Below are 22,693 nucleotides of genomic sequence, written 5' to 3' on the forward strand. Positions count from 1 at the left end.
GTCGTTTCCTGGAAAAGTGAAAGTGAACGGCTGAGTGGGCATCGATGTCCAAACCGGTTTGGATGCTATTTCAAACCGGTTTGGAAATCAAAAGATAATTATTTGACGGTAATCGCTACCGAGCGGAAACAATTGCCGCCAATCGGCATGCCGTGCGGCACATGGAGTGCGAGGAACGACGGTGAAGGTGAATCTGAAGGCGCTATCGGACGCGCTCGGGCTGTCGCGGACGACGGTCAGTCGCGCGTTGAACGGTTACGACGACGTCAGCGAGGCAACGCGCGAACGCGTCGCGCGGGCGGCGCGGGAAATGGGCTATGTGGCCGATCCGACCGCGCGGCGGCTGGCGACCGGCCGGGCCGACATGATCGGGATCGTCTATCCGTTCGGCGCGGGCGATCTCGGCGATCCGCGCTTCGGCGAGGTTGTCGCGGGCATCACCGAGCGGCTCGCCGAGCGCAATCTCGATTTCATCATTGCGTCCGCGCGACCGGACGCGGAGCTGGACACCTATCGGCGGATCGTCGACGGCAAGCTCGTCGACGGGCTGATCGTCGCGCGCACGCTGGTCGACGATCCGCGCATCGCGTACCTGCAATCGAGCGCGTTTCCGTACGTCGCGTATGGCCGCACACAGGCGGCCGAACCGTACGCGTGGTTCGATTTCGACAACGAAGCCGGCGCGCGCGACGCGGTGCGCAGGCTGACCGGCTTCGGGCATCGGCGCATCGCGATGATCGGCGCGCCGCTGGCGCTGAATTTCGCGGCTCAGCGGCGAGCCGGTTATCTGTCGGCGTTGCGCGAAGCCGGTATCGAGCCCGATCCGGCGCTGCTCGTCGAGTGTCCGTTTACGCACGACGGCGGGCAGCAGGCGATGCGGGCATTGCTCGCGCGTGACGAGCGGCCGACGGCGCTGCTGGTCGACAACAACATCGCGGGCGGCGGGGCGTTCCGCGCGCTCGTGGAAAGCGGGCTGCGCCTGGGTGAAGACATGTCGCTGATCGTCTATGACGGCGTGCCGGCGGACATCGCCCATCCGTATCGCGTCACGGCCGTCGTGCAGCCGACCGGGCATGCGTCGGGGCGCGCGCTGGCGGAACTGATGCTGCGGCTGCTGAGCGATGGCGTGCGCGAGCACCGGCTCGAGGCGCCGGCCATCGAGGCCGGCGACACGGACGGCCCGCTGCGCGGCTAGGCAGCGCGGGAGCGGGGCGGGACGCGATCGGCGCGGGCGTTGTCGGGCCGTATCCCGCGTTCCGCGCCGGGTCGACGAAAAGGCCATGACGTCGGCAGGGACGAATGCCCGTTTTTCTAGACGACCGGTCTAATCCGGCGCTATCATCCGTCCTCATGAATGCGACGACGTATTCGGGCCCGGACAACCAAGACGCGAAAATGCCATTTCTCGCTGCGATGCTGTCCAGGCAGCGAGACGCCGTCGTTTTATTTGGCCCGTTTCTAGACGACTGGTCTAATAGGTGCGTGCGGCATTTGGCGCAATGAATCGCACGTTGATGCGCCAACGCTGACTAACCGACAGGCGTGCCGCGCCGACCGGCTAGCCCGGTTGCGCGGCGCCGTTTCCCCGTTCATTTTCGAAGGAGTGTCCGATCATGAAGATTCTGGTTGTCCTGACCTCGCACGACACGCTCGGCGACACCGGCAAGAAAACCGGCTTCTGGCTCGAGGAACTGGCCGCGCCGTACTACGCGTTCAAGGATGCCGGCGTCGAGCTGACGCTCGCATCGCCGAAGGGCGGCCAGCCGCCGCTCGATCCGAAAAGCAGCGATCCGGCCGCGCAGACCGACGCGACGCGCCGCTTCGAGGCGGATGCGGCGGCCAAGGCCGAACTCGCGTCGACGCGCAAGCTGACCGACGTATCGGTGGACGACTACGACGCCGTGTTCTACCCGGGCGGCCACGGCCCGCTGTGGGATCTCGCCGAGGATCTGCATTCGATCGGCCTGATCGAGCGCGCGCTCGCCGCCGGCAAGCCGGTCGCGGCCGTCTGCCACGCGCCGGGCGTGCTGCGCCACGTGAAGAACCCGCAGACCGGCGAATCGGTCGTGCGCGGCAAGCGTGCGACGGGCTTCACCAACAGCGAGGAAGCGGCCGTCGAACTGACGGAAGTCGTGCCGTTCCTCGTCGAGGACATGTTGAAGACCAACGGCGCGGAATTCGAGCGCAGCGCCGACTGGGCGCCGCATGTCGTCACCGACGGGCTGCTGATCACGGGGCAGAACCCCGCGTCGTCGGAGCCGGCTGCCGAGGCATTGCTCGCGAAGCTCGGCCATCTGTAATCGCATGGCGCCGGCCCGCTCCGGCGCCGTTCCCGCTCCGTCGCCGGGCATCGCCGGCGACGGTCCCGATCGTTCCGCCGCGCGCATCGCGCGGCGAGTTCCCAGTCGTTTTGCAGAACCAAGCAAAGGAGTCGTGGATGTCTGCCCTGTTCGAACCGTTCAAACTCAAGGATGTCACGCTGCGCAACCGCATCGCGGTGCCGCCGATGTGCCAGTACGTCGCGGAAGACGGCGTCGTCAACGACTGGCATCACGTGCATCTGGCCGGCATCGCGCGCGGCGGTGCGGGCCTCGTGATCGCGGAGGCGACGGCCGTGTCGCCGGAAGGGCGCATCACGCCGGGCTGTGCCGGGCTGTGGAACGATGCCCAGGCCGAAGCGTTCGCGCCGTCGGTCGCAGCGATCAAGACGGCCGGCGCGGTGCCCGGCATCCAGATCGCGCACGCAGGCCGCAAGGCGAGCGCGAACCGTCCGTGGGAAGGCGACGACCATATCGCCGACGGCAATCCGCACGGCTGGCAGACCATCGCACCGTCGGCCGTGCCGTTCGGCGCGCACCTGCCGAAAGTGCCGCATGAAATGACGCACGACGACATCGCCCGCGTGCAGGCCGATTTCGTCGCGTCGGCGAAGCGCGCACGCGACCTCGGCTTCGAATGGCTCGAACTGCACTTCGCGCACGGCTACCTCGGCCAGAGCTTCTTCTCGGTGCATTCGAACCACCGCACCGACGAATACGGCGGCTCGGCCGAGAATCGCGGCCGCTTCCTCGTCGATACGCTCGCGGCCGTCCGCAAGGTCTGGCCCGAGCACCTGCCGCTGACCGCGCGCCTCGGCGTGATCGAATACGACGGCCGCGACGAAGAGACGCTCGCCGAGTCGATCGCGCTCACGCAGCGGATGAAGCAGGAAGGACTCGACATGCTGAGCGTGTCGGTCGGCTTCTCGACGCCCACCGCACAGATTCCGTGGGGCCCGGCGTTCCTCGCGCCGATCGCCGAGCGCGTGCGCCGCGAGGCCGGGCTGCCGGTGTCGTCCGCGTGGGGGATCGACACCCCGCAACTGGCGAACCGCGTGGTGGCCGAAGAGCAGCTGGATCTCGTGATGGTCGGCCGCGCGCATCTGGCCGATCCGCACTGGCCGTACTACGCAGCCAAGCAGTTGGGCGTCGAGCGTCCGTCGTGGACGCTGCCCGCGCCGTACGCGCACTGGCTCGAGCGTTACCGGATCGCCGACAAGGTGGCCTGAGCGGCCGTGGCGGCACGGCGCGCCGGCGCGGCCCGTGCATGATGCGCGCCGCCGATCCGGCGCCGATGGATAGAATGGCGGTTCGCGCAGGCCGGTTGCCGGCGCGAACCGCCATTTTTTCATTTCGACAGAGGTGCCATGGGCGCACATGACCCGTCGTCTCACGACTCCGTCGCACGGCCGCGCGCGCAGCAGATTGCCCGCATCGTGCTGTATGCGGCGCTGCTGGTGCTCGCGCTGTGGGTGATCCGCGACTTCATTCCCGCCATCGCATGGGCCTGCGTGATCGCCATCGCGATGTGGCCGCTGCTCAAATGCTTCGAATCGCACCGGCTGTTCCGTGACCGGCCGACGCTCATCGCGACCGTCATCACGGCCGGGATCTCGCTGCTCGTCGTGCTGCCGATCGCCGTCGCGGCGACCCAGGCGATCGGGCAGGCGCACGACCTGCGCGAATGGCTGAGGACGGTCCAGGAGAACGGCATTCCGTTGCCGGACGTCGTCGGCCGGCTGCCTTACGGATCGGCGCAGATCACCGAATGGTGGCAGGCCAATCTCGGTCATCCGCTGCATGCGTCCAGCGCGATGCACGGCGTCAACAGCGAGAAATTCCTTGCGTTCGGCCGGCAGTTCGGCACGAAACTCGCGCATGCGCTGCTCGAATTCGGCTTCATGCTCGTCACGCTGTTCGTGATCCTGCGCGCGGGCCACAAGCTGTCGGGCGCGTTGCTGCAGGGCGCGCGGCGCGCGTTCGGGCACAACGGCGCGGAACTGATCGACCGGATGGTCAAGGCCGTGTACGGCACGGTGACGGGGCTCGTCGTCGTCGGGCTCGGCGAGGGCGCGCTGCTCGGCATCGCGTATGCGTTGGCCGGCGTCCCGCATGCGGCGCTGCTCGGCCTCGTCACGGCGATCGCCGCGATGCTGCCGTTCTGCGCGCCGATCGTGTTCTGCGGTGCGGCGCTCTGGCTGTTCGTGCAGGGCGCGACGATGTGGGCCGTCGTGGTGGCCGTGCTGGGTTTCATCGTCGTGTTCGTCGCCGAGCATTTCGTGCGGCCGGTGCTGATCGGCAGCTCGGCGCGGCTGCCGTTCCTGCTCGTGCTGTTCGGCATCCTCGGCGGCGCCGAGACGTTCGGCCTGATCGGACTGTTCGTCGGTCCCGCGCTGATGACGGTGCTGACGATGCTGTGGGCCGAGTGGATCGCGTGACGAGGCGCGCCGCTGCGCCGATTCGAGGCGGCGGCGCAGCGGTATCGATGCGCATGCAAGCATGCGCCGGCCGCACGATCCGGCTTGCGCGCGGGCATGCCATGCAGGGATTCGTATAAAGATCTCTACATTTCTTTTCGATCCGGACCCAAAGGTCTAGTAGCATGGGGCTTTCGATCACGCCGGCACGGCGCAGCAGATTTTCCCAAGCATGCGATTGATTTCGATGTCCCGACCCGCCGCGACGCTGTCCCTGGCCGCGAGTTGCCTGATGTTGCACGGCTGCGCGTGGTTCGACTCGTGGTTGCCATTCTCGTATTCACGCACGCCGCTCGCGCGCGCCGCATCGCGGCATGGCGCGACGCGCGCCGACGTCGTCCGCGCCGGCGGCAACCCGCGCAGCGTATGGATGGTGCGCAACGGCAGCGGCGTCTGCTACAACTACTTCATCGAGCACGGCAACGATCATCGCGAGTATTTCGTGGTGTTCGACAGGGCCGGCGTCGTCACGCAATACGGCTTCGATTCCTGCATGGACGCCGACCGCAAGGGCACGCTCCAGCCGGGCAAGGCCGCTTCGCGCTAGCGCGGCGGCCTTGCCCGCCCGTCGTTACGCGATCGTGTCGACCACGCCGCCGTCCACCCGCAACGCGGCGCCCGTCGTCGCCGAAGCGAGTGGCGAGCACACGTAGACGACCAGGTTCGCCACTTCCTCGGGCGTCGCGGGCCGCTGGATGATCGAGCTCGAGCGATGGTTGCGCACGAAATCCACGGCTACGTCCTCCACGCTACGGCCGGTCTCGTCGGCCGTTTCCTTCAGCAGCGCCCGCACGCCCTCCGACATCGTCGGCCCCGGCAGCACCGAGTTGACGGTCACGCGCGTGCCGGCCGCGAGCTTCGCGAGGCCGCGCGCGATCGACAGCTGCGCGGTTTTCGTGAACCCGTAATGAATCATGTCGACCGGGATGTTCAGGCCCGATTCCGACGAAATGAACACGATGCGCCCGGCATTGCGTTCGATCATTCCCTTCAGGTAATGCCGCGCCAGCCGCACGCCGGACATCACGTTCATCTGGAAGTAATGTTCCCACTCGGCGTCGTCGATCTCGAAGAACGCCTTCAGCCCGTAGATGCCCGCATTGTTGACGAGGATGTCGGCCTGCGGCGTGTGCTGCGTGATGCGCGCGACGCCGGCCGCGTCGGACAGGTCGGCGGCGACGCCGTCGAAGCTCGCGCCGGGCACGGTGGCGCGCAGTTGCGCGAGCGCCGACTGCACCGACGTGTCGCTGCGGCCGTTGACGACGACGCGCGCACCGGCGCGCGCGAGCCCTTCGGCGATCGCGAGCCCGATGCCGGCGGTGGAGGCGGTGACGACCGCGGTCTTGCCTTTCAGATCGATGTGCATGAGCGTGACGGGAGAGGAGTGAACGGGAACCGCCGCGCGTGCCGCGGCGGCCGGAACTCAAAGCTTAGGCGAAACGGCGCGATCCGGCGTCGAAGCGGGGAGCGCCGGTTGCGCGCCGCCTCACAGTCTTGTACGGTGAGCGTTCGCCGTCCGAACCGGGAGCCCGCCGCGTGAGCCGTACCGCCAACCGATCCATCGATCCGTCGCCGTTCTGGCGCGACGCCGCGCTGCCGTTCATCGAGGCGCGTACCGTCGACGACGGACGCGAGATCTGCTACGCGAAGCACACGCACGATACGTTTTCGGTGGGCGCGATCGTCGGTGGCACGAGCACCTACGTGAACGGTGCGACGAACGCACACGTCGGGCGCGGCGTGCTCGTGATCATCGATCCGGAACAGGTGCATGCCTGCAATCCGTACGGCCCAGATGCGTGGGCGTACCGGATGGTCTATGTCGAGGTGCCGTGGCTCGCGCGGCTGCAGCATTCGCTGGGCCGCGATCCGAACGGTGATTTTCACGGTTTTTCGCCGAAATTGACGGAACGGGGCGACCTGTTTGCGCAATTTGGCGGGTTCTATCGCACGCTCGTGTCGCCATCGGTCGATCTGCTCGGCAAGGAAAGCGCGGCGGTCGAATTCTTCACGCAACTGCATGGCGCACTCGATCGCGAACCGCCCGACCCGCGGCCGGGCGACGACAACGCGAAGCTCGCGCGCGCGGCCGACTACATCGCCGCACATTGTCGCGAGGGCGTGACGCTCGATGCGATCTGCGCGGCGGCCGACCTGTCGCCGTCGTATCTGATCCGCACCTTCAACGCGCGCTACGGGATGACGCCGCATGCATTCCTGATCGATCGTCGCGTGCAGTACGGCCGCACCGAGCTGCGCCGCGGCCGGCCGATCGCCGAAGTCGCGCTCGACGCGGGCTTTGCCGACCAGGCCCATTTCCAGCGCGCATTCCGGCGCATCGCGGCCGCGACGCCCGGACAGTACCGCAGCGCGATGCGCTGACCGGCAGCGCGGCTACACGTCGAGCAGGAACAACGCGCTGCCTGCCAGCAGCAGCGCCATCAGCCGGTTGAACACGCGCATGCGCCGCGCGTTCGCGAGCCGATGCCGCAGCGACGCGCCCGCATACGCCCAGCACGCGATCGACGCGAAGCAGATCACCAGATACAGCGCGGCGAATAACCAGACCTGTGTGCGGTCGCCGTCGGCCGCATAGGCGCCCATCGCGGCCACGCACGCGAGCCATGCCTTCGGATTGAGCCACTGCATCGCCGCGCCGGCCGCCGCCGACGGGCCGGCCACGTCCGGGTCGGCCGACAGCCGGCCGTCGTCGAGCGCGAGCCGCAGCGCCATGTAAAGCAGGAACGCGATCCCCGACCATTGCGTGGCCGTCGTCAGCACGGGCCAGCGCGCGAGCGCCGCGTGCAGGCCGAGGCCGATCAGCAGAAAGAGCGCGACGAAGCCGAGCGTCGCGCCGGCCGCGTAGCGCAAGCTAGCGCCAAGGCCGTGACGGGCGCCCGCGCTGAGCGCGACGATGTTGACGGGACCGGGGGTGATCGACGAGGCCAGCGCGAATGCGGCCATCGAAATGAGCATGCTCATCAGGTGTCTCCATGCGAAATGTCGAAAGTCGCATCGAGACTACGGGAGCCGTTTCGGCCGGTATTGAAGAAAACTGCCCTCGGCGGCGCGCGGCCGCCGTCAGTGCAGCGCGCGCGGCGCGTGGTCCGGCTGGGACTCGGCCGGGGCGGTTACGTCGGCCGCGCGCAGCGGTCCGCCCGCGCAGGGTTCCGTCGACACCGAGAAGCCGAACGTATTGACGCCGCCCGAACACGCGACGAACACGCCGCCGCCGTGCATCTCGGCCACGGCCTTGACGATCGACAGCCCGAGCCCGTGGTTTTCCTTGCTGTTCGCACGCGCTTCCTCGAGCCGGTAGAAGCGCTCGAACACGTGCGGGCGCTGCACCGGATCGATCGGCTCGCCGGGGTTCGACACGGCCATGTCGACGAGCGTGTCGCGGCGCGTGATCGTCACGTTCACCGTCGCGCCGGGCGCCGAATGCTGGATCGCGTTGATCAGCAGGTTCGTCATCGCGCGGCGGAACAGCGACGGATCGACGGCCGCGCGTGCGTCGCCGTGCAGTTCGGCATGCAGTTGCGCCTCGTCGAGCGGGATTTCGAGGAAATCGAGCATGCGCCGCACCTCGTCGGCAAGCGACACGTCCTTCAGGTCGGTCGCGCGCTCGCCGCGATCGCTGCGCGACAGGAACAGCATGTCGTTGATGATCACGCGCAGCCGCTCGAATTCCTCGAGGTTCGATTGCAGCGTCTGGCGCATCCGGTCGACCGACTGGTCGCGGCTCGTCAGCGCGACCTGGGTCTGGCCGATCAGGATGCTGATCGGCGTGCGCAGCTCGTGCGCGACGTCCGCGTTGAACGCTTCGAGCCGTGCGTAGGTCTGCTGGATCCGTTCGAGCGCGCCGTTGAACGACGTCGCGAGGTCGCGCAGCTCGGTCGGCAGTGCATCGGTCTGCAGCCGCTGGCGGCGGTTGGTCGCGCTCACGCTCGCCGCGTCCTGCGACAGCCGGTCGAGCGGCGCGAGCCCGAAGCGCGCGACCGCGCGGCTCAGCAGCAGCGTGATGACGGTGGCCGTCGCGATCAGCGCGGCGAGCGTCCAGCCGAAGCGGCGCAGCATCCGCTGCGTGCGCTCGCACGACGTCGCGACCACCAGCTGCAGCGTCGGCCGTTCGCCGGCGCCGGCCAGCGTGACGGTCTTCGTCATCACCGCGTAGCTGCTGTCGTTGAGCTCGTAGCGCTGGTACGCGCCGAACGGCGGGTCGAGCGGCACGCCGTTGACGGGGCTGCCGAAGCGGAACGCCGGGTTGTCGCTGACGACCTGATAGTGCGTCGAGCCGTCGGGCGGTTCGAGATCGGCGAGCTTTTCCTGCATCAGGCGGCCGCGTGCGGCCGTGGTCGCATGCGACACGATCATCTCGGCCACCTTCGCGCGCGTGTCGATCGTCGCGCGCAACTCGGCGAACAGCTGGCGCTCCATCATCACGAACAGCCCGCAGCCGACCAGCGTGAACACGAGCAGCGACACGATGCCGAACATCGCCGACAGCCGCAGGACGATCGAGCGTTTCATGCCGTCCTCTCGGTGTCGCCGTCCTCGCGCGCCTCGAGCACGTAGCCCATCCCGCGGATCGTGTGCAGCAGCTTGTCCGCGAACGGGCCGTCGAGTTTGGCGCGCAGCCGCTTGATCGCCGTCTCGACGACGTTCGCGTTGCTGTCGAAGTTCACGTCCCACACGAGTTCGGCGATCGTCGTCTTCGACAGCACTTCGCCGCTGCGCCGGGCCAGCACGCCGAGCAGCTGGAATTCCTGCGCGGTGAGGTCGAGCCGCGTGCCGTCGCGCGTCGCGCGGCGGCCGATCAGGTCGACGCGCAGGTCGCCGATCGAGATCAGCGTCGATTCCTGCACGCGCGCGCGGCGCGTCAGCGCGCGCAGCCGCTCGATCAGTTCGAGGAACGAGAAGGGCTTGGTCAGGTAGTCGTCGGCGCCGCCGCGCAGCCCGCGCACGCGATCGTCGACGCGGTCGCGCGCGGTCAGCATGATGACGGGCGTCTGCTTCTGCGCGCGCAACGCACGCAGCACGCCGAAGCCGTCGAGCTTCGGCAGCATCACGTCGAGCACGACCACGTCGTAGTCGAATTCGACGGCCTTCCACGCGCCGTCCTCGCCGTCGAGCGCGGTGTCGACGACCCAGCCTTCCTCGGTCAGGCCGCTCTTCAGGTATTCGACGACTTTCGGTTCGTCTTCGACGATCAGCACTTTCATGTTCGTATTCCGCGTAACCGGGTTAAGGGCCGACGCCCGCGGTGCGCTGCGGGCCCGCCGCCGCGACGTCGGAGGGCGCGGCGCCGTTCGCCGTGGCGCCGTCCCAGCCGCCGCCGAGCGCCTTCGCGAGAAACACGACGAGCGCCGCGCGCTGGCCCTGGATCTGCACGGCCTGGCGCTCGCTCGTCAACAGTTGCTGCTGCGCCGTCAGGACGTCGATGAACGGCGTCAGGCCGCCCGCGTAGCGGTCCTGCGCGAGCGACACGAGCTTGCGCGCGTCGTCGACGGCCGCCGATGCCTGCTGCGCGGCGTCGGCGAGGACCGACAGGCCCGTGACCGCATTTTGCACCTCCTGGAACGCGGTGAGCACGGTCTGCCGGTAGCTGGCCTGCGCGGCGACGTAGCCGGCCTGCGCGAAATCGACGCCGGCCTTCAGCCTGCCGCCTTCGAACAGCGGCTGGCTGAGCGACCCGCCGACCGACCACAGCAGCGCCGGCACGCTGAACAGACCCGCAAAGCGCGTTGCATCCCAGCCGATGTCCGGCGACAGCGTGATGCGCGGAAAATACGCGGCGCGCGCGACGCCGATCTGCGCGTTCGCGGCCGCCATCGCGCGCTCGGCCGATGCGACGTCGGGGCGCCGCTGCAGCAGGTCGCTCGGCATGCCGGTCGGCAGCGCGGGCGCGTTGATCGGCACCACGCGCGGCGGCAGCGAGAATTCGGGGGCCGGCGTGCCGACCAGCGTCGCGATCGCGGTTTCGACCTGCGCGCGCTGCTGGAGCAGCAACTGGGCCTGCGTGCGCGTCGCGTCGAGCTGCGAGCGCTGCTGCAGCAGGTCGAGGCCCGACACCGCGCCGAGGTCGTGGCGCGCGCTCACGTAGTCGAGCGCCTTCTGCTGCAGGTCGATCGAACGTTTGACGACATCGATCTCGGTATCGAGCTCGCGCAGCGCGAAATAGCTCGACGCGAGGTCGGCCGTCAGCACGAGGCGAGCGTTCGCGAAATCGTCGCGCGCCTGCTCGGTGGTCGCCTGGGCCGATTCGACGCTGCGCCGCACGCGGCCGAACAGGTCGAGCTCGTAGCTGACGGCCGCACCGACCTGGACGTCGTTCTGCACGGTCGACATGCTTTGTGTCGCGTAGTTGGTCTGCGGCCGGTCGGCGGAGATCTTGAAGCGCTGGCCGCTCGCGGTCAGGCCGACCGCCGGATATTGCGCGGATGCGACGGACGCGAGCGTCGCCTTCGCCTGGTCGTAGCGCGCGGCCACGGCCTTCAGGTTCTGGTTGTTGCGCAGCGCGTCGGTTTCCAGTGCATCGAGTTGCGGATCGCCGAACGCGGTCCACCACGCGGGATCGAGCGGCGCGCGGGCCGGCGCGGCCGGATGCCAGTACGCGTCGGCCGGGTCGAGCCGCCATGCGGCCGGCGTGTCGACGGCCGGGCGCTGGTAGTCCGGGCCGACGGCGCAGCCGGCGAGGGCGGCTGCCGCGACGGCGGCGAGCGCGACGGGCCGCGCGCGGACACGCATCGCGGTCACGACTTCGCTCCCGAGGCGGCCGATGCGGCCGATGCCGGTTGCGCGGCCGGTGCCTGCACGACGACCTTGTCGCCGTTCGCAAGCGCGTCGCTCGGGTTCGCGACGAGGCGGTCGTTCGGCGTGAGGGGGCCGTCGACTTCGAGCGTCTGGCCGATCGTGCGCACGACCGTCACCTGCTTCAGATGGACCTGGCCGTTCGCATCGACGGTCGCGACCGTCGGGCCTTCGCCGCGGAACAGCAGCGTATTGGCCGGGACCTGCAGGCGGCCGACCGGCGTCATCGGTAGCGTGGCCTGCACGTAGGCGCCGGGCAGCAGCCGGCCGTCCGGGTTCGGCAGCGTGATCTCGATCTGCAGCGAGCGCGTCGCGACGTCGATCGCCTCGGACGTGCGCGTGATCGTGCCGTCGAAGGTCTTGCCCGGCAGTTCGGCCTGCGCGACGCTCACGTGCTGGCCGACCTTCACCTGCTGCGCGTAGGCCTGCGGCACCTGAACGTAGAGGCGCAGCCGGTCGGCCTGCACGACCGTGAACAGCGAGCGGCCCGCGTTGCCCGAGTTGACGAGATCGCCGACGTCGACGTTGCGCTGCGTGACGATCCCGTCGATCGGCGCGACGATCCGCTGGAAACCCTTCAGCTCGGTGAGCCGGCGCATGTTCGCATCGGCCGCGGCGAGGTTCGCGGTGCCCTGGTTGAACGCGCCTTGCCGGTCGTCGAGTTCCTGCTGCGACACGGCATCGCGCTGGCGCAGCTGCTGCGCGCGGTCGAACGACGTCTTCGCGAGCGCGAGCGCGGCCTGCGCCTGCTGGCGTTGCGCGGTGGCCTGCGCGAGTTCCTGGTTCAGCTCGGGGGTGTCGAGTTCGGCGAGCGTCTGCCCTTGCTTCACGTGCGCGCCGATGTCGGCCTGCCAGCGCAGCACGTAGCCGCTTGCCCGCGCGTAGATCGGTGCCTCGACGAAGCCGCGCAGCGTGCCGGGCAGCGTCAGCTTGCCGCCGGTGGCCGCGTCGGCCGGATGCACGACGTTCACGTACTGGCGCGTGTTCTGCTCGGCGACCGCATCGAGCCGGTTGCGGTTCAGCACGTTGACGACGATCGTGCGCGCGGCGCCGGCGGCCAGCAGCACGCCGATCACGATCAGGACGATGCGCCCGCGCCGCGATACCGACGTGCGCGTCGGCAGGTGCATGCCGTGTTCGTCCACCTGGATGCCGACGGAGCTGTGATGTTTCTCTTCCATGAATTCAACCAATTCAACCGGGTAGTGGGGCGAAAGTCAGTGTCCGGCCTGGCGCGCGCGCCGGCGGGCCAGCCGTGCATGCACGCCGCCGAACACGAGCGGCACGAACAGCAACGTCGAAACGGTCGCGAACAGCAGCCCGCCGATCACCGCGCGGCCGAGCGGCGCATTCTGCTCGGCGCCTTCGCCGAGACCGAGCGCCATCGGCACCATCCCGATGATCATCGCGAGCGCCGTCATCAATACCGGCCGGATCCGCGTCGCGCCGGCCTCCAGCGCGGCCGTGAGCGGCGGCGCGCCGGCCGCGAGGCGCTGGCGCGCGAACGACACGACCAGAATGCTGTTCGCGGTCGCGACGCCCACCGTCATGATCGCGCCCGTCAGCGCGGGCACGCTCAGGTGCGTGCCGGTGATGAACAGCATCCACGCGATGCCGGCGAGCGCGGCCGGCATCGCGCTGATGATGATCAGCGGGTCGAGCCACGACTGGAAATTGACGACGATCAGCAGGTAGACGAGCACGATCGCCATCGCGACACCCGCGCCGAGGCCGATATACGACGTGCGCATCGTCTCGACCTGGCCGCGCACCGTCAGGTCGGTGCCGCGCGGCAGCGTCGCGCGCGCGTCGGACACGATGCGGTCGATCTCGCCCGCGACCGAGCCGAGGTCGCGGCCTTCGACGCTCACGTACACGTCGATCGCCGGGCGGATGTTGTAGTGCGTGATCACGGCCGGGTTCGCGGTGCTGCGCACCTGCACGAGGTTGCCGAGCAGTTGCAGCGGCATGCCCGTGCGGCCGCTCGCCGAGATCGGCGTGCCGAGCAGGTCGTCGACCGACGCGATGCTGTATTGCGGGGTCTGGATCTGCAGCGGGTACTGCACGCCGGTGCGCGGGTTGATCCAGAACGACGGCGTCGTCTGCGAACTGCCGGACAGCGAGATCAGCATGTTCTGCGCGACGTTCTGCGCGGAGAGGTTGAGCTGCTGCATGCGCGTACGATCCATGTCGGCCAGCAGGGTCGGCTCGTCGTTGCGTTGCAGCACGTGCACGTCGACGGCGCCGGGGATTTGCCTGAACTTTTTCATCAGGCTGCTCGCGATAGTCATGTTACTCGCGAGATCGTTGCCGAGCACCTGCACGTCGATCGCGGCCGGCTGACCGAAGTTGAGGATCTGCGTGATGATGTCCGACGGCTGGAAGAAGAACTCGACGCCCGGGAAGCGCTCGGGCAGCAGCGTGCGCAGCGTCTGCACGTAGTGCTGGGTCGCGCGGTGGCCGGGTTTCAGCGCGATCAGCAGCTCGCCGTCGAGCGTGCCGATCGTGCCGGCGTTGCTGTACGACAGGTTGATGCCGCTCACCGGCAGGCCGAGGTTGTCGACGATCGCACCGAGCTCGTCGGGCGGCACGGTTTCGCGGATCACGCGCTCGACCTGGTCGGCGAGGCGCGCGGTTTCCTCGATCCGGTAACCGGTGGGCGCACGCATGTGCAGCCGGATGTTGCCGGAATCGGCGTTCGGGAAGAAGTCGCGGCCGAGCACGAATACGAGGCCCGTCGACAGCACGCAGAAGCCGAGGAAGCACATCGCGTAAAAGCGTCGGCGCACGAGCAGGATGCTCAGCAGCACGATGTACCACGCACGCAGCCGTTCGAACGCGTGGTTGAACGCGTGATGGATGCGCGCGAAGCGCGACGTCGACTGGTCGGGGCCGGTGCTGGCCTGCTGCGGGCGGAACAGCAGCATCGCGAGCGTCGGCACCAGCGTGCGCGACAGCACGTACGACGCGAGCATCGCGAACACGACGGCTTCCGCGAGCGGCACGAACAGGAAGCGCGCGACGCCCGTCAGGAAGAACATCGGCACGAACACGATGCAGATGCACAGCGTCGACACGAACGCGGGCACCGCGATTTCGCCCGCACCTTCGAGGATCGCGTCGTGCAGGTTGGTGCCGAGATGCAGGTGCCGCTCGATGTTCTCGATCGTGACGGTCGCGTCGTCGACCAGGATCCCGACCGCGAGCGCGAGCCCGCCGAGCGTCATGATGTTGATGGTCTCGCCGAGCGCGGACAGCGCGATCAGCGACGTGAAGATCGACAGCGGGATCGAGATCGCGATGATCAGCGTGCTGCGCCAGTTGCCGAGGAACAGCAGGATCATCATCGCGGTCAGCACGGCGGCGATCAGCGCCTCGTGGATCACGCCCTGGACGGCCGCGTTGACGAACACCGACTGGTCGAACAACGGCGTGATCGTGAGCCCTTCGGGCAGCGTCGGGATCACCTTCGGCAGCAGCGACTTCAGGTCCGACACGACCTTGAGCGTCGACGCATCGCCGCTTTTCAGGATCGAGATCAGCACGCCGCGCTGGCCGTTCTGCCGGACGACGTTGGTCTGCGGCGCGAAGCCGTCGCGCACCGCCGCCACTTCGCGCAGGTAGGTCGTCGCGCCGTTGACGGTCTGGACCGGCAGGTTGTTGATGTCGGCGACGGTATCGGCCGACGCGTTCGTGTCGATCCGGTATTCGGTCTGGCCCATCTTCGCGGTGCCGGTCGGCAGCACGAGGTTCTGCGCGTTGACCGCGTTGACGATGTCGGCCGGCGTGAGGCCCTTCGCGAGCAGCGCCTGCGGATCGAGGTCGATCGCGACCACGCGCGTGCGGCCGCCGTACGGGAACGGGATCTGCACGCCCGGCACCGTGATCAGCTGCGGGCGCAGGAAGTTGAGTGCGATGTCGGCGAGCGACTGTTCGCTGAGCGTCTTGCTCGACAGCCCGAGCTGGATCACCGGGATGCTCGATGCCGAATAGGTGATCACGAGCGGCGGCGTCGCGCCCTGCGGCATCTGCCGCACGATCGCCTGCGCGGAGGAGACCGTCTGCGCGATCGCCGTCTGCACGTTCGCGCCCGGTTGCAGGAACACCTTCACGACGGCGATGCCGGGCAGCGACGTCGATTCGACGTGCTGGATGTTGTTGACGGTCGTCGTCAGGATCCGTTCATGGACGGAGGTGATCCGGTTGGTCATCTCCGTCGCGGAGAAGCCGCTGTAATTCCAGATCACGCTGATGACGGGGATGTTGATCGCGGGCAGCACGTCGACCGGTGTGCGCATCAGCGCAAGCGGGGTGGCCAGCACGATCATGATGGCCATGACGATGAACGTGTAGGGGCGCTTGAGCGCGAGATTGACGATCCACATGGAGGCAGCGGGACAGGCGGTGATCAGGCGTCGGTGATGGGAACCCGAATGATAGGCGTCGGCGTGGAACGGGTTACTGTCGCGAAACTGGCGGAACTGTCAGTTTGGGGCGCGCGGGTCGTCCGCCGATTCCGCAGACGGAATGCCTGCGTCGCGATGGCTGCGATTGCGCCGATCGCGCCGCGCTCACAGCTGCTCCATCCCGAAGCGCGCGAGCGCATGCAGATCGACGACCTCGATCTGGTTGTACGCGAGTCGCAACGCGCCGAGCTTCTCGAGTTGCTGCAGCGCCTGGTTGATCCGCTGCCGCGACACGCCGACGAGCATTCCCAGTTCCTCCTGCGAAATCGACAGCGACGGGCCGGTATCCGGGTACAGGTCGGGGTTGAAGAGCTGCGCGAGCGCCTGCGCGACGCGTGCGTCGACGTCGAGCAGCCGGCTGTTCTGGATCGACGCGATGAATTCGCCCATCCGGTTGTTCAACTGATGGATCACGAAGCGCGTAAACGGCAGGCTGGTATCGAGCAGCGCATGGAAGGTGTCGACCGGCACGAACAGCACGGTCGAGCGCTGGATCGCGACGACTTCGTACTTGCGCAGCTCGCGCTTGATCACGCTGCCTTCGCCGAACCAGCCGCCCGACGGCACGCCGGAAAACGTGCAGCCGCGCCCGGACACGTTGAAGATCGCGAGCTTCAGCAACCCCTGGTGCACGCCGATCCAGTACTCGGACGGCGCGAGCCGGTGCGCGATCACGTCGCCGGCCTCGCACTGCTCGACGCGCGACTGCGCGAGCACGAGCGCCTGATGCTCGGGCGCCAGCGTGCGGAACCACGCGCACTGGCCGAACAGCGTCGACAGGGCGGGCAGCGGGCCCGGTTCGGGAGGCTGGTCGGCCGGGCGGGCGGCCGCGTCGGACGGCGCAACGGAATGGTCGTGCATGGGTGCGGGTTTGCGAGGATAGGGATAACGCGCAGCGCTCGAAAGGCACTCTGTCGTTTCGATGACAGACGGCTCACAATAGCGCCCGTTAAGCTGTCGGCAATTGAACCACATCAAAACGATCCGGGGTGCATGCACGCCGGTCGACAGAACACGGGAGACAGGATCATGACGCAGATGTTCGAGGCCGGACTCGGCCGCCGCGACGCCAATTACGTGCCGCTCACCCCGATCGATTTCCTGGTCCGGACGGCCGAAGTCTACGGCGAGCGCCTTGCGATCGTGCACGGCGACGTGCGGCGCACGTGGGGCGAGACCTACACGCGTGCCAAGCAGCTGGCGAGCGCGCTCGTGCAGGCCGGCGTCGAGCGCGGCGACACGGTCGCGGCGATGCTGCCGAACATCCCGGCGATGGTCGAGGCGCACTTCGGCGTGCCGATGGCCGGCGCGGTGCTGAACACGATCAACACGCGGCTCGACGTGTCGTCGGTGCTGTTCATGCTGCGTCACGGCGAGGCGAAGGTGCTGATCGTCGACACCGAGTACGCGGAGTTCGCGCATCGCGCGGCGCTCGAGGTGCCCGGACTGAAGATCGTCAGCGTGGCCGACGCGATGCCGGCGGACCCCGACCGTTTCGCGGGCGCGACCGATTACGAGGCGTTCGTGGCCGGCGGCGACGCCGACTACGCGTGGACGCCGCCCGCCGACGAATGGGATGCGATCGCGCTGAACTACACGTCCGGCACGACCGGCGACCCGAAGGGCGTCGTCTACCATCATCGCGGCGCGTACCTCGCGGCGATCAGCAACCTCCTCGAATGGGACATGCCGAAGCACGCGGTGTATCTGTGGACGCTGCCGATGTTCCACTGCAACGGCTGGTGCTTCCCGTGGGCCGTCGCGGCGCGCGCGGGCGTGAACGTGTGCCTGCGCAAGTTCGACGCGAAGACCGTGTTCGACCTGATCCGCCGCGAGCGCATCACGCACTACTGCGGCGCGCCGATCGTGCAGAGCGCGATCGCGAATGCACCGGCGGAATTCCGTGAAGGGATCGACCAGACGGTGCACGCGATGGTCGCGGGCGCGGCGCCCGCGCCGGCCGTGATCGCGAAGATGAAGGAGATCGGCTTCGACCTGCTGCACGTGTACGGGCTGACCGAGGTGTATGGCCCGGCGACCGTGTGCGCGAAGCAGTCGCACTGGGAAGAACTGTCCGACGAGGAGCGTGCGCGGCTCAATGCGCGCCAGGGCGTGCGCTACCACCTCGAAGCGGGCGCGACGGTGCTCGATCCCGACACGATGGCCCCGGTGCCCGCCGACGGCGAGACGCTCGGCGAGATCATGTTCCGCGGCAACATCTGCATGAAGGGCTACCTGAAGAACCCGAAGGCGACCGACGAAGCGTTCCACGGCGGCTGGTTCCATACCGGCGATCTCGCGGTGCTGATGCCGGACGGCTATATCCGGATCAAGGATCGCAAGAAGGACATCATCATCTCGGGCGGCGAGAACATCTCGAGCATCGAGGTCGAGGACGCGCTGTATCGTCATCCGGCCGTCGCCGTCGCGGCCGTCGTCGCGATGCCCGACCCGAAATGGGGCGAAGTGCCGTGCGCGTTCGTCGAGCTGCGCGAAGGCGCGAGCGCGACCGAGGAGGAGATCGTCGCGCACTGCCGGCAACTGCTCGCGGGCTTCAAGGTGCCGAAGGCCGTGCGCTTCGGCGAGTTGCCGAAGACGTCGACCGGCAAGATCCAGAAGTTCCAGCTGCGCAATGCGGTCGGCTCGGACAAGGCGATCGACCTGGCGGGCGACAAGAAGTAGGCGGCGCGCCCGGCCGTGGCCGATCATCCGGCGTCCGTCACGCGTCGCGTTCGAGCCGGAACACGCTGACCGCGTCCGACAGTTGCGCGGCCTGGTCGCGCAGCGCGACGGCCGCGCGTTCCGCATCCGCGATCAGCATCGCATTCTGCTGCGTCGCGTCGCCGATCTGCGTGACGGCCAGGTTCACCTGCTCGATGCCCGTCGATTGTTCGCGCGACGCGGCGCTGATCTCGCCGATCAGCGTGCTGACCTGGTCGACCCGCGCGACGATGTCGCGCATCGTGCCGCGCGCGGCGTCCGCGATCCGGTAACCCTGTTCGACGGTCGTCGACGATTCGGCGCTCAGCGCATCGATCTCCTTGACGGCGGCCGCGCTGCGCTGCGCGAGCGCGCGCACCTCGGCCGCGACCACCGCGAAGCCCTTGCCATGCTCGCCCGCGCGCGCGGCCTCGACGGCGGCGTTCAGCGCGAGGATGTTGGTCTGGAACGCGATGCCTTCGATCACGCCCGTGATCTCGGCGATCCGGCGCGTCGCGCGGCCGATGTCGTCCATCGTCGCGGCCACGCGCTGCACCGCGGCGTCGCCGTTCGTCGCGGCGGCCGATGCGTGGGCGACCAGCGCGTTGGCTTGCGCCGCGTGCTCGGCGCTCTGCTGCACGGCGGCGGTGATCTGTTCCATGCTCGCGGCCGTCTGTTCGACGCTGCTCGCCTGCGTCGCGATCCGCGCGGCGATGTCGCCGCTGCCGGCCGCGATGCCGACCGTGCCGTGCGCGATGTCGGCCGAGCTGTTGCGCACCTGCGCGACGATCCGCGCGAGGCCGTCGCCGATTCCGTCGACCGCCTGCACGAGCCGGCCGATTTCGTCGGTGCCCGCGCTGTTTCGAGCGGCCGCGCCGTCGCGGATGCGCACGCTGAGATCGCCCGCCGCAAAGCGCTCGGACGCGCGTGCGGCGGCTTCCAGCGGCCGGCTCACGACGCGCCGCACGACGATGACGAACAGCGTCGCGAACGCCGCGACGAGCACGGCGCCGATCATCAGGAAGCGGTTGCGGGTGGCGCGCATGGTCGCGAGCAGCTCGTCGTCGAGCGCGATGCCGCCGACGAGCCATTGCCACTGCGGAATCGTCGTGAACGATACGAACTTCGCGGTCGGCCCGCCGTCGTGCGCGGCCGGGTCGGTCGACGTATACGCGAGCCGGCCCTGGCCGGCCGCGAGCATTTGCGCATAGGGCGCGCGTGCATTGTCGGCGGGTTGGCCGGCCGCATCGGGATGCACGACGAAGGTGCCGCGCGACGGGCCCTGCGACGCATCGAGCACGAAGTAGTAGCCGTTGTCGCCGATCTTCAGCGAGCGGATGCCGTCTTCGACGAGCTTGAGTTCGGCGCCGATGTCGAGGCCGACGAACAGCGCGCCGATCACGCGGCCGGTCGCATCGGTCACCGGCTTGTACTGCGTGATGTACGGCCGGCCGAACAGCTTGGCGAGGCCCGTGTAGCTGCGCCCGGCGACGAGCGGCGCATACGCGGGGCCGGCGCGATCGAGCCGGGTGCCGACGGCACGCGCGCCGTCCTGCTTCTTCAGCGACGTCGTGATGCGGACGAAATCGTCGCCGTCACGCGCGAAGATCGTCGCGATCGCGCCGCTTTTCTTCAGGAACTGGTCGGGAATCGCGTAGTCGAGGTCGAGCGGCTGGCCGCCCGCGAAGAGGGTCGGCGCGGCCACGCCGCCGATGTCGACGGTGCGCGCCGGGTCGAGCGTGAAATCGGCCGGCAGGAAACTCGCGAACAGCGACATCGAGCGGTTGGCTTCGGCGGTCAGCGCCTTGTCGAACAGGTCGATCATCGCGCGGATCGACTGCTCCTTGTCGACGATCCGCCCATGCGCTTCTTCAGCAAGCTGCTGGCCGGCGAAATGGGCGAGCGTCCACGCGAACACGGTAAACAGCAGGGCGACGAGCGCGCACGCCAGCGCGGCCAGACGCGCGCCGACGCTCACCCGGCCCAATTGGGTCAATCTCATGAAACATCCTGAGTGGGGAGGGAGAGGGGGCGGAACGCACGCGTCACCGCATATCCGTAAGGAAAACGGCAGATTCGGCGAAATCTTTAGCGGTGCGAAGCCGGCGGCGCCGCGAACGGGCGCTGCCGGAGGACGGTGACGCGCGTCGGCAGGTCAGCGGGTCAGTGCGTCACGAGCCACGCGACGGCCAGATAGCGGCCGACCTTCGCGAGCGTCACGATGACGAGAAAGGTCGGCAGCGGTTCGCGCAGCACGCCGGCGATCATCGTCAGCGGATCGCCGATGACCGGCGCCCAACTGAGCAGCAGCGACCAGCGGCCGTAGCGCCGATACCAGCGCTCGGCGCGCGCGAGCGCGGATGGCTTGACCGGAAACCAGCGGCGGTCGCGGAAGTGCTCGATGCCGCGCCCGAGCGCCCAGTTGATCGCCGAGCCGGCGACGTTGCCGATGCTCGCGACGAGCACCAGCGCCCACACGGGTTCGCGCCCGGCGAGCAGCAGGCCGGCGAGCACGGCTTCGGACTGGAGCGGAAACAGGGTCGCGGCGACCATCGACACGGCGAACAGGCCGCCGTAAGTGAGCAATTCGGACATCGCGCGATTGTACCGGCCGCACGCCGGCCGGCCCGGGTCATGTGGTTACAGGCTCGCGATGCTAGGGCGTGAACACGCCCTGGGTGGCGTCGGCCGTGCCGAACAGCAGGTGCGAGATCACCGACTTGTCGACGGGTTCGTCGTTGAGCGTGCTGGCGAGCAGTTCGCCCGCGAGCTGCTGCGGCGAGAACACCATGTCGGGTTTCAGCAGGCGCAGCCGTTCGAGGTTGCGCTGCTGGTTCACGAGCGCGACCGTGCGCACCGCCGGCGCGATCTCGCGGATCGCGAGGATGATGAACGCGTTTTCGGCGTCGTCGGAGCGCAGCGCCAGCACGGCACGCGCGGTCGCCGCGCCGGCGCTTTCCAGCACCGCGTGGTCGGTCGCGTCGCCGACGATCAGGTCGGTTGCGGTCGCATAGTTGTGCTCGACACCGGCCGGCACGATGACGGTCACCGCGTAGCCGCGCTTGCGCAGCCCGTCGTGTACCGCGTGCGCCACCGGCGTCGCACCGACGATCAGGAAATGATGCTTGCGGATCACGTTCGAAAGGCCTCCCTTGACGATCCGTTTCAGATTCCCGCCGATCACGGGGCCGACGACCGCGCTGATCGACGTCGCGAATACCGTGATGCCGAGGACGATCACCGAAGCGGTGAACAGGCGTGCGGTCGGCGCGTGCGGAACGATGTCGCCGTAGCCGACCGTCGACATCGACACGATCGAGAAATAGACGGCGGTGGCGAGGTCGTGGACGGGTGGCGTGAATTCGTCGCCGAGGTACAGCACGCCGAAGGTCGCGTAGATCAGCAGCGACACGATGCTCAGCAGCGCGAACAGGCTGCTCGCGGCGACGCTCGCGCGGTCGAAGTGCCGCCAGTAGTACAGCAGCGCAACCACCAGCACGGCCGTGTAGACGAACACGGCGTGGCTTTGATAACCGCCGAGCACGCTGATCGCGGCGGCCGCGACCAGCAGCACGATCGACAGCACCCATGCGACGCGGGCGCGCAGCACGATGCCGATGGCCATCGTCGCGAGGCCGGCCGCGACGACGACCTGCGGCAGCACGACGAGCCCCGCGTTGTCGACGAGGTTCAGCGCATCGGCGAGCCACGCGTGATGCAGGCCGAGCCTGGCATGCTCGACGACGGGGCGCAGCACCATGAGCGCATCGAGCGCGAGGAGGAGGGCGAGATACCAGTGCAGGCCGATCGGCGCGAACAGGCGCCGCAGGCGGGTAGTGACGTGCTTCATTCAGTCGCCCGGCGGGCCGGGCATGTCCAACGAACCAGCCGCTACCCTAAAGCATTCCGCGATCGGCTGCTT

The 22,693-nt window shown here is 68.5% G+C and carries 18 protein-coding genes; 7 read left to right on the top strand and 11 right to left on the bottom strand.

Translation table 11 applies throughout. The features are described 5' to 3' along the window. Window positions 1–166 precede the first annotated feature (166 nt). From HWX87_RS01210 to HWX87_RS01230, 5 genes are all read left to right on the top strand, one after another. Window positions 167–1,195, top strand: a complete 1,029-nt coding sequence (locus tag HWX87_RS01210) for a substrate-binding domain-containing protein (RefSeq protein WP_176045275.1) — start codon at window positions 167–169, stop codon at window positions 1,193–1,195. Between the two features lie 418 nt (window positions 1,196–1,613). Further along, the gene (locus tag HWX87_RS01215; RefSeq protein ID WP_176045276.1) at window positions 1,614–2,300 is read left to right on the top strand and encodes a type 1 glutamine amidotransferase domain-containing protein; all 687 of its coding nucleotides are present in this window, start codon (window positions 1,614–1,616) and stop codon (window positions 2,298–2,300) included. 137 nt (window positions 2,301–2,437) lie between these two features. Further along, window positions 2,438–3,547, top strand: a complete 1,110-nt coding sequence (locus HWX87_RS01220) for an NADH:flavin oxidoreductase/NADH oxidase (protein WP_176045277.1) — start codon at window positions 2,438–2,440, stop codon at window positions 3,545–3,547. 138 nt (window positions 3,548–3,685) lie between these two features. After that, window positions 3,686–4,756, top strand: coding sequence for an AI-2E family transporter (locus tag HWX87_RS01225; protein ID WP_176045278.1), 1,071 nt, complete (start codon window positions 3,686–3,688; stop codon window positions 4,754–4,756). A gap of 211 nt (window positions 4,757–4,967) precedes the next feature. Then, window positions 4,968–5,342 (top strand): hypothetical protein, encoded by a 375-nt coding sequence (locus HWX87_RS01230; RefSeq protein WP_176045279.1) that lies wholly within the window; start codon window positions 4,968–4,970, stop codon window positions 5,340–5,342. 24 nt (window positions 5,343–5,366) lie between these two features. Here HWX87_RS01230 and HWX87_RS01235 read toward each other — a convergent pair whose 3' ends face one another. After that, window positions 5,367–6,161, bottom strand: coding sequence for an SDR family NAD(P)-dependent oxidoreductase (locus HWX87_RS01235; protein ID WP_176045280.1), 795 nt, complete (start codon window positions 6,159–6,161; stop codon window positions 5,367–5,369). A gap of 170 nt (window positions 6,162–6,331) precedes the next feature. Between HWX87_RS01235 and HWX87_RS01240 the strand changes: the two genes are divergently transcribed. Then, on the top strand, window positions 6,332–7,177 hold the full coding sequence (locus tag HWX87_RS01240; RefSeq protein ID WP_176045281.1) for an AraC family transcriptional regulator: 846 nt from the start codon (window positions 6,332–6,334) through the stop codon (window positions 7,175–7,177). 12 nt (window positions 7,178–7,189) lie between these two features. Here the strand turns inward: HWX87_RS01240 and HWX87_RS01245 are convergent, their stop codons facing one another. From HWX87_RS01245 to HWX87_RS01275, 7 genes are all read right to left on the bottom strand, one after another. After that, on the bottom strand, window positions 7,190–7,777 hold the full coding sequence (locus HWX87_RS01245) for a LysE family translocator (protein ID WP_176045282.1): 588 nt from the start codon (window positions 7,775–7,777) through the stop codon (window positions 7,190–7,192). Between the two features lie 99 nt (window positions 7,778–7,876). Beyond that, complete coding sequence (locus HWX87_RS01250; RefSeq protein ID WP_176045283.1) at window positions 7,877–9,325, bottom strand: heavy metal sensor histidine kinase; 1,449 nt, start codon at window positions 9,323–9,325, stop codon at window positions 7,877–7,879. Further along, a complete protein-coding gene (locus HWX87_RS01255) occupies window positions 9,322–10,017 on the bottom strand; it encodes a heavy metal response regulator transcription factor (protein ID WP_176045284.1) in 696 nt (231 codons plus the stop codon). The genes HWX87_RS01250 and HWX87_RS01255 overlap by 4 nt, the downstream gene beginning before the upstream one ends. A 22-nt stretch (window positions 10,018–10,039) precedes the next feature. Beyond that, on the bottom strand, window positions 10,040–11,542 hold the full coding sequence (locus HWX87_RS01260) for an efflux transporter outer membrane subunit (RefSeq protein WP_176045712.1): 1,503 nt from the start codon (window positions 11,540–11,542) through the stop codon (window positions 10,040–10,042). Window positions 11,543–11,547: 5 nt separating this feature from the next. Next, window positions 11,548–12,786, bottom strand: a complete 1,239-nt coding sequence (locus HWX87_RS01265) for an efflux RND transporter periplasmic adaptor subunit (RefSeq protein WP_176045285.1) — start codon at window positions 12,784–12,786, stop codon at window positions 11,548–11,550. Window positions 12,787–12,822: 36 nt separating this feature from the next. After that, entirely contained in the window at window positions 12,823–15,990 is a 3,168-nt protein-coding gene (locus HWX87_RS01270; RefSeq protein ID WP_176045286.1) for an efflux RND transporter permease subunit, read from the bottom strand. A 186-nt stretch (window positions 15,991–16,176) separates the two neighbouring features. Beyond that, window positions 16,177–16,932: a Crp/Fnr family transcriptional regulator gene (locus HWX87_RS01275; RefSeq protein WP_176045287.1), complete on the bottom strand. Its 756-nt coding sequence runs from the start codon at window positions 16,930–16,932 to the stop codon at window positions 16,177–16,179. Between the two features lie 168 nt (window positions 16,933–17,100). On the opposite strand from HWX87_RS01275, the gene HWX87_RS01280 reads away from it, so the two are divergent. Then, window positions 17,101–18,753 (top strand): acyl-CoA synthetase, encoded by a 1,653-nt coding sequence (locus HWX87_RS01280; RefSeq protein WP_176045288.1) that lies wholly within the window; start codon window positions 17,101–17,103, stop codon window positions 18,751–18,753. 37 nt (window positions 18,754–18,790) lie between these two features. Here the strand turns inward: HWX87_RS01280 and HWX87_RS01285 are convergent, their stop codons facing one another. From HWX87_RS01285 to kch, 3 genes are all read right to left on the bottom strand, one after another. Further along, complete coding sequence (locus HWX87_RS01285) at window positions 18,791–20,773, bottom strand: methyl-accepting chemotaxis protein (protein ID WP_176045289.1); 1,983 nt, start codon at window positions 20,771–20,773, stop codon at window positions 18,791–18,793. A 161-nt stretch (window positions 20,774–20,934) separates the two neighbouring features. Further along, the gene (locus tag HWX87_RS01290; protein WP_176045290.1) at window positions 20,935–21,366 is read right to left on the bottom strand and encodes a YqaA family protein; all 432 of its coding nucleotides are present in this window, start codon (window positions 21,364–21,366) and stop codon (window positions 20,935–20,937) included. A 61-nt stretch (window positions 21,367–21,427) separates the two neighbouring features. Then, a complete protein-coding gene (kch, locus tag HWX87_RS01295) occupies window positions 21,428–22,621 on the bottom strand; it encodes a voltage-gated potassium channel protein (RefSeq protein WP_176045291.1) in 1,194 nt (397 codons plus the stop codon). Window positions 22,622–22,693 lie beyond the last annotated feature (72 nt).

Origin of the sequence: Burkholderia sp. BCC1644, from assembly GCF_902833225.1 — a bacterium.
Lineage (GTDB): Bacteria > Pseudomonadota > Gammaproteobacteria > Burkholderiales > Burkholderiaceae > Burkholderia.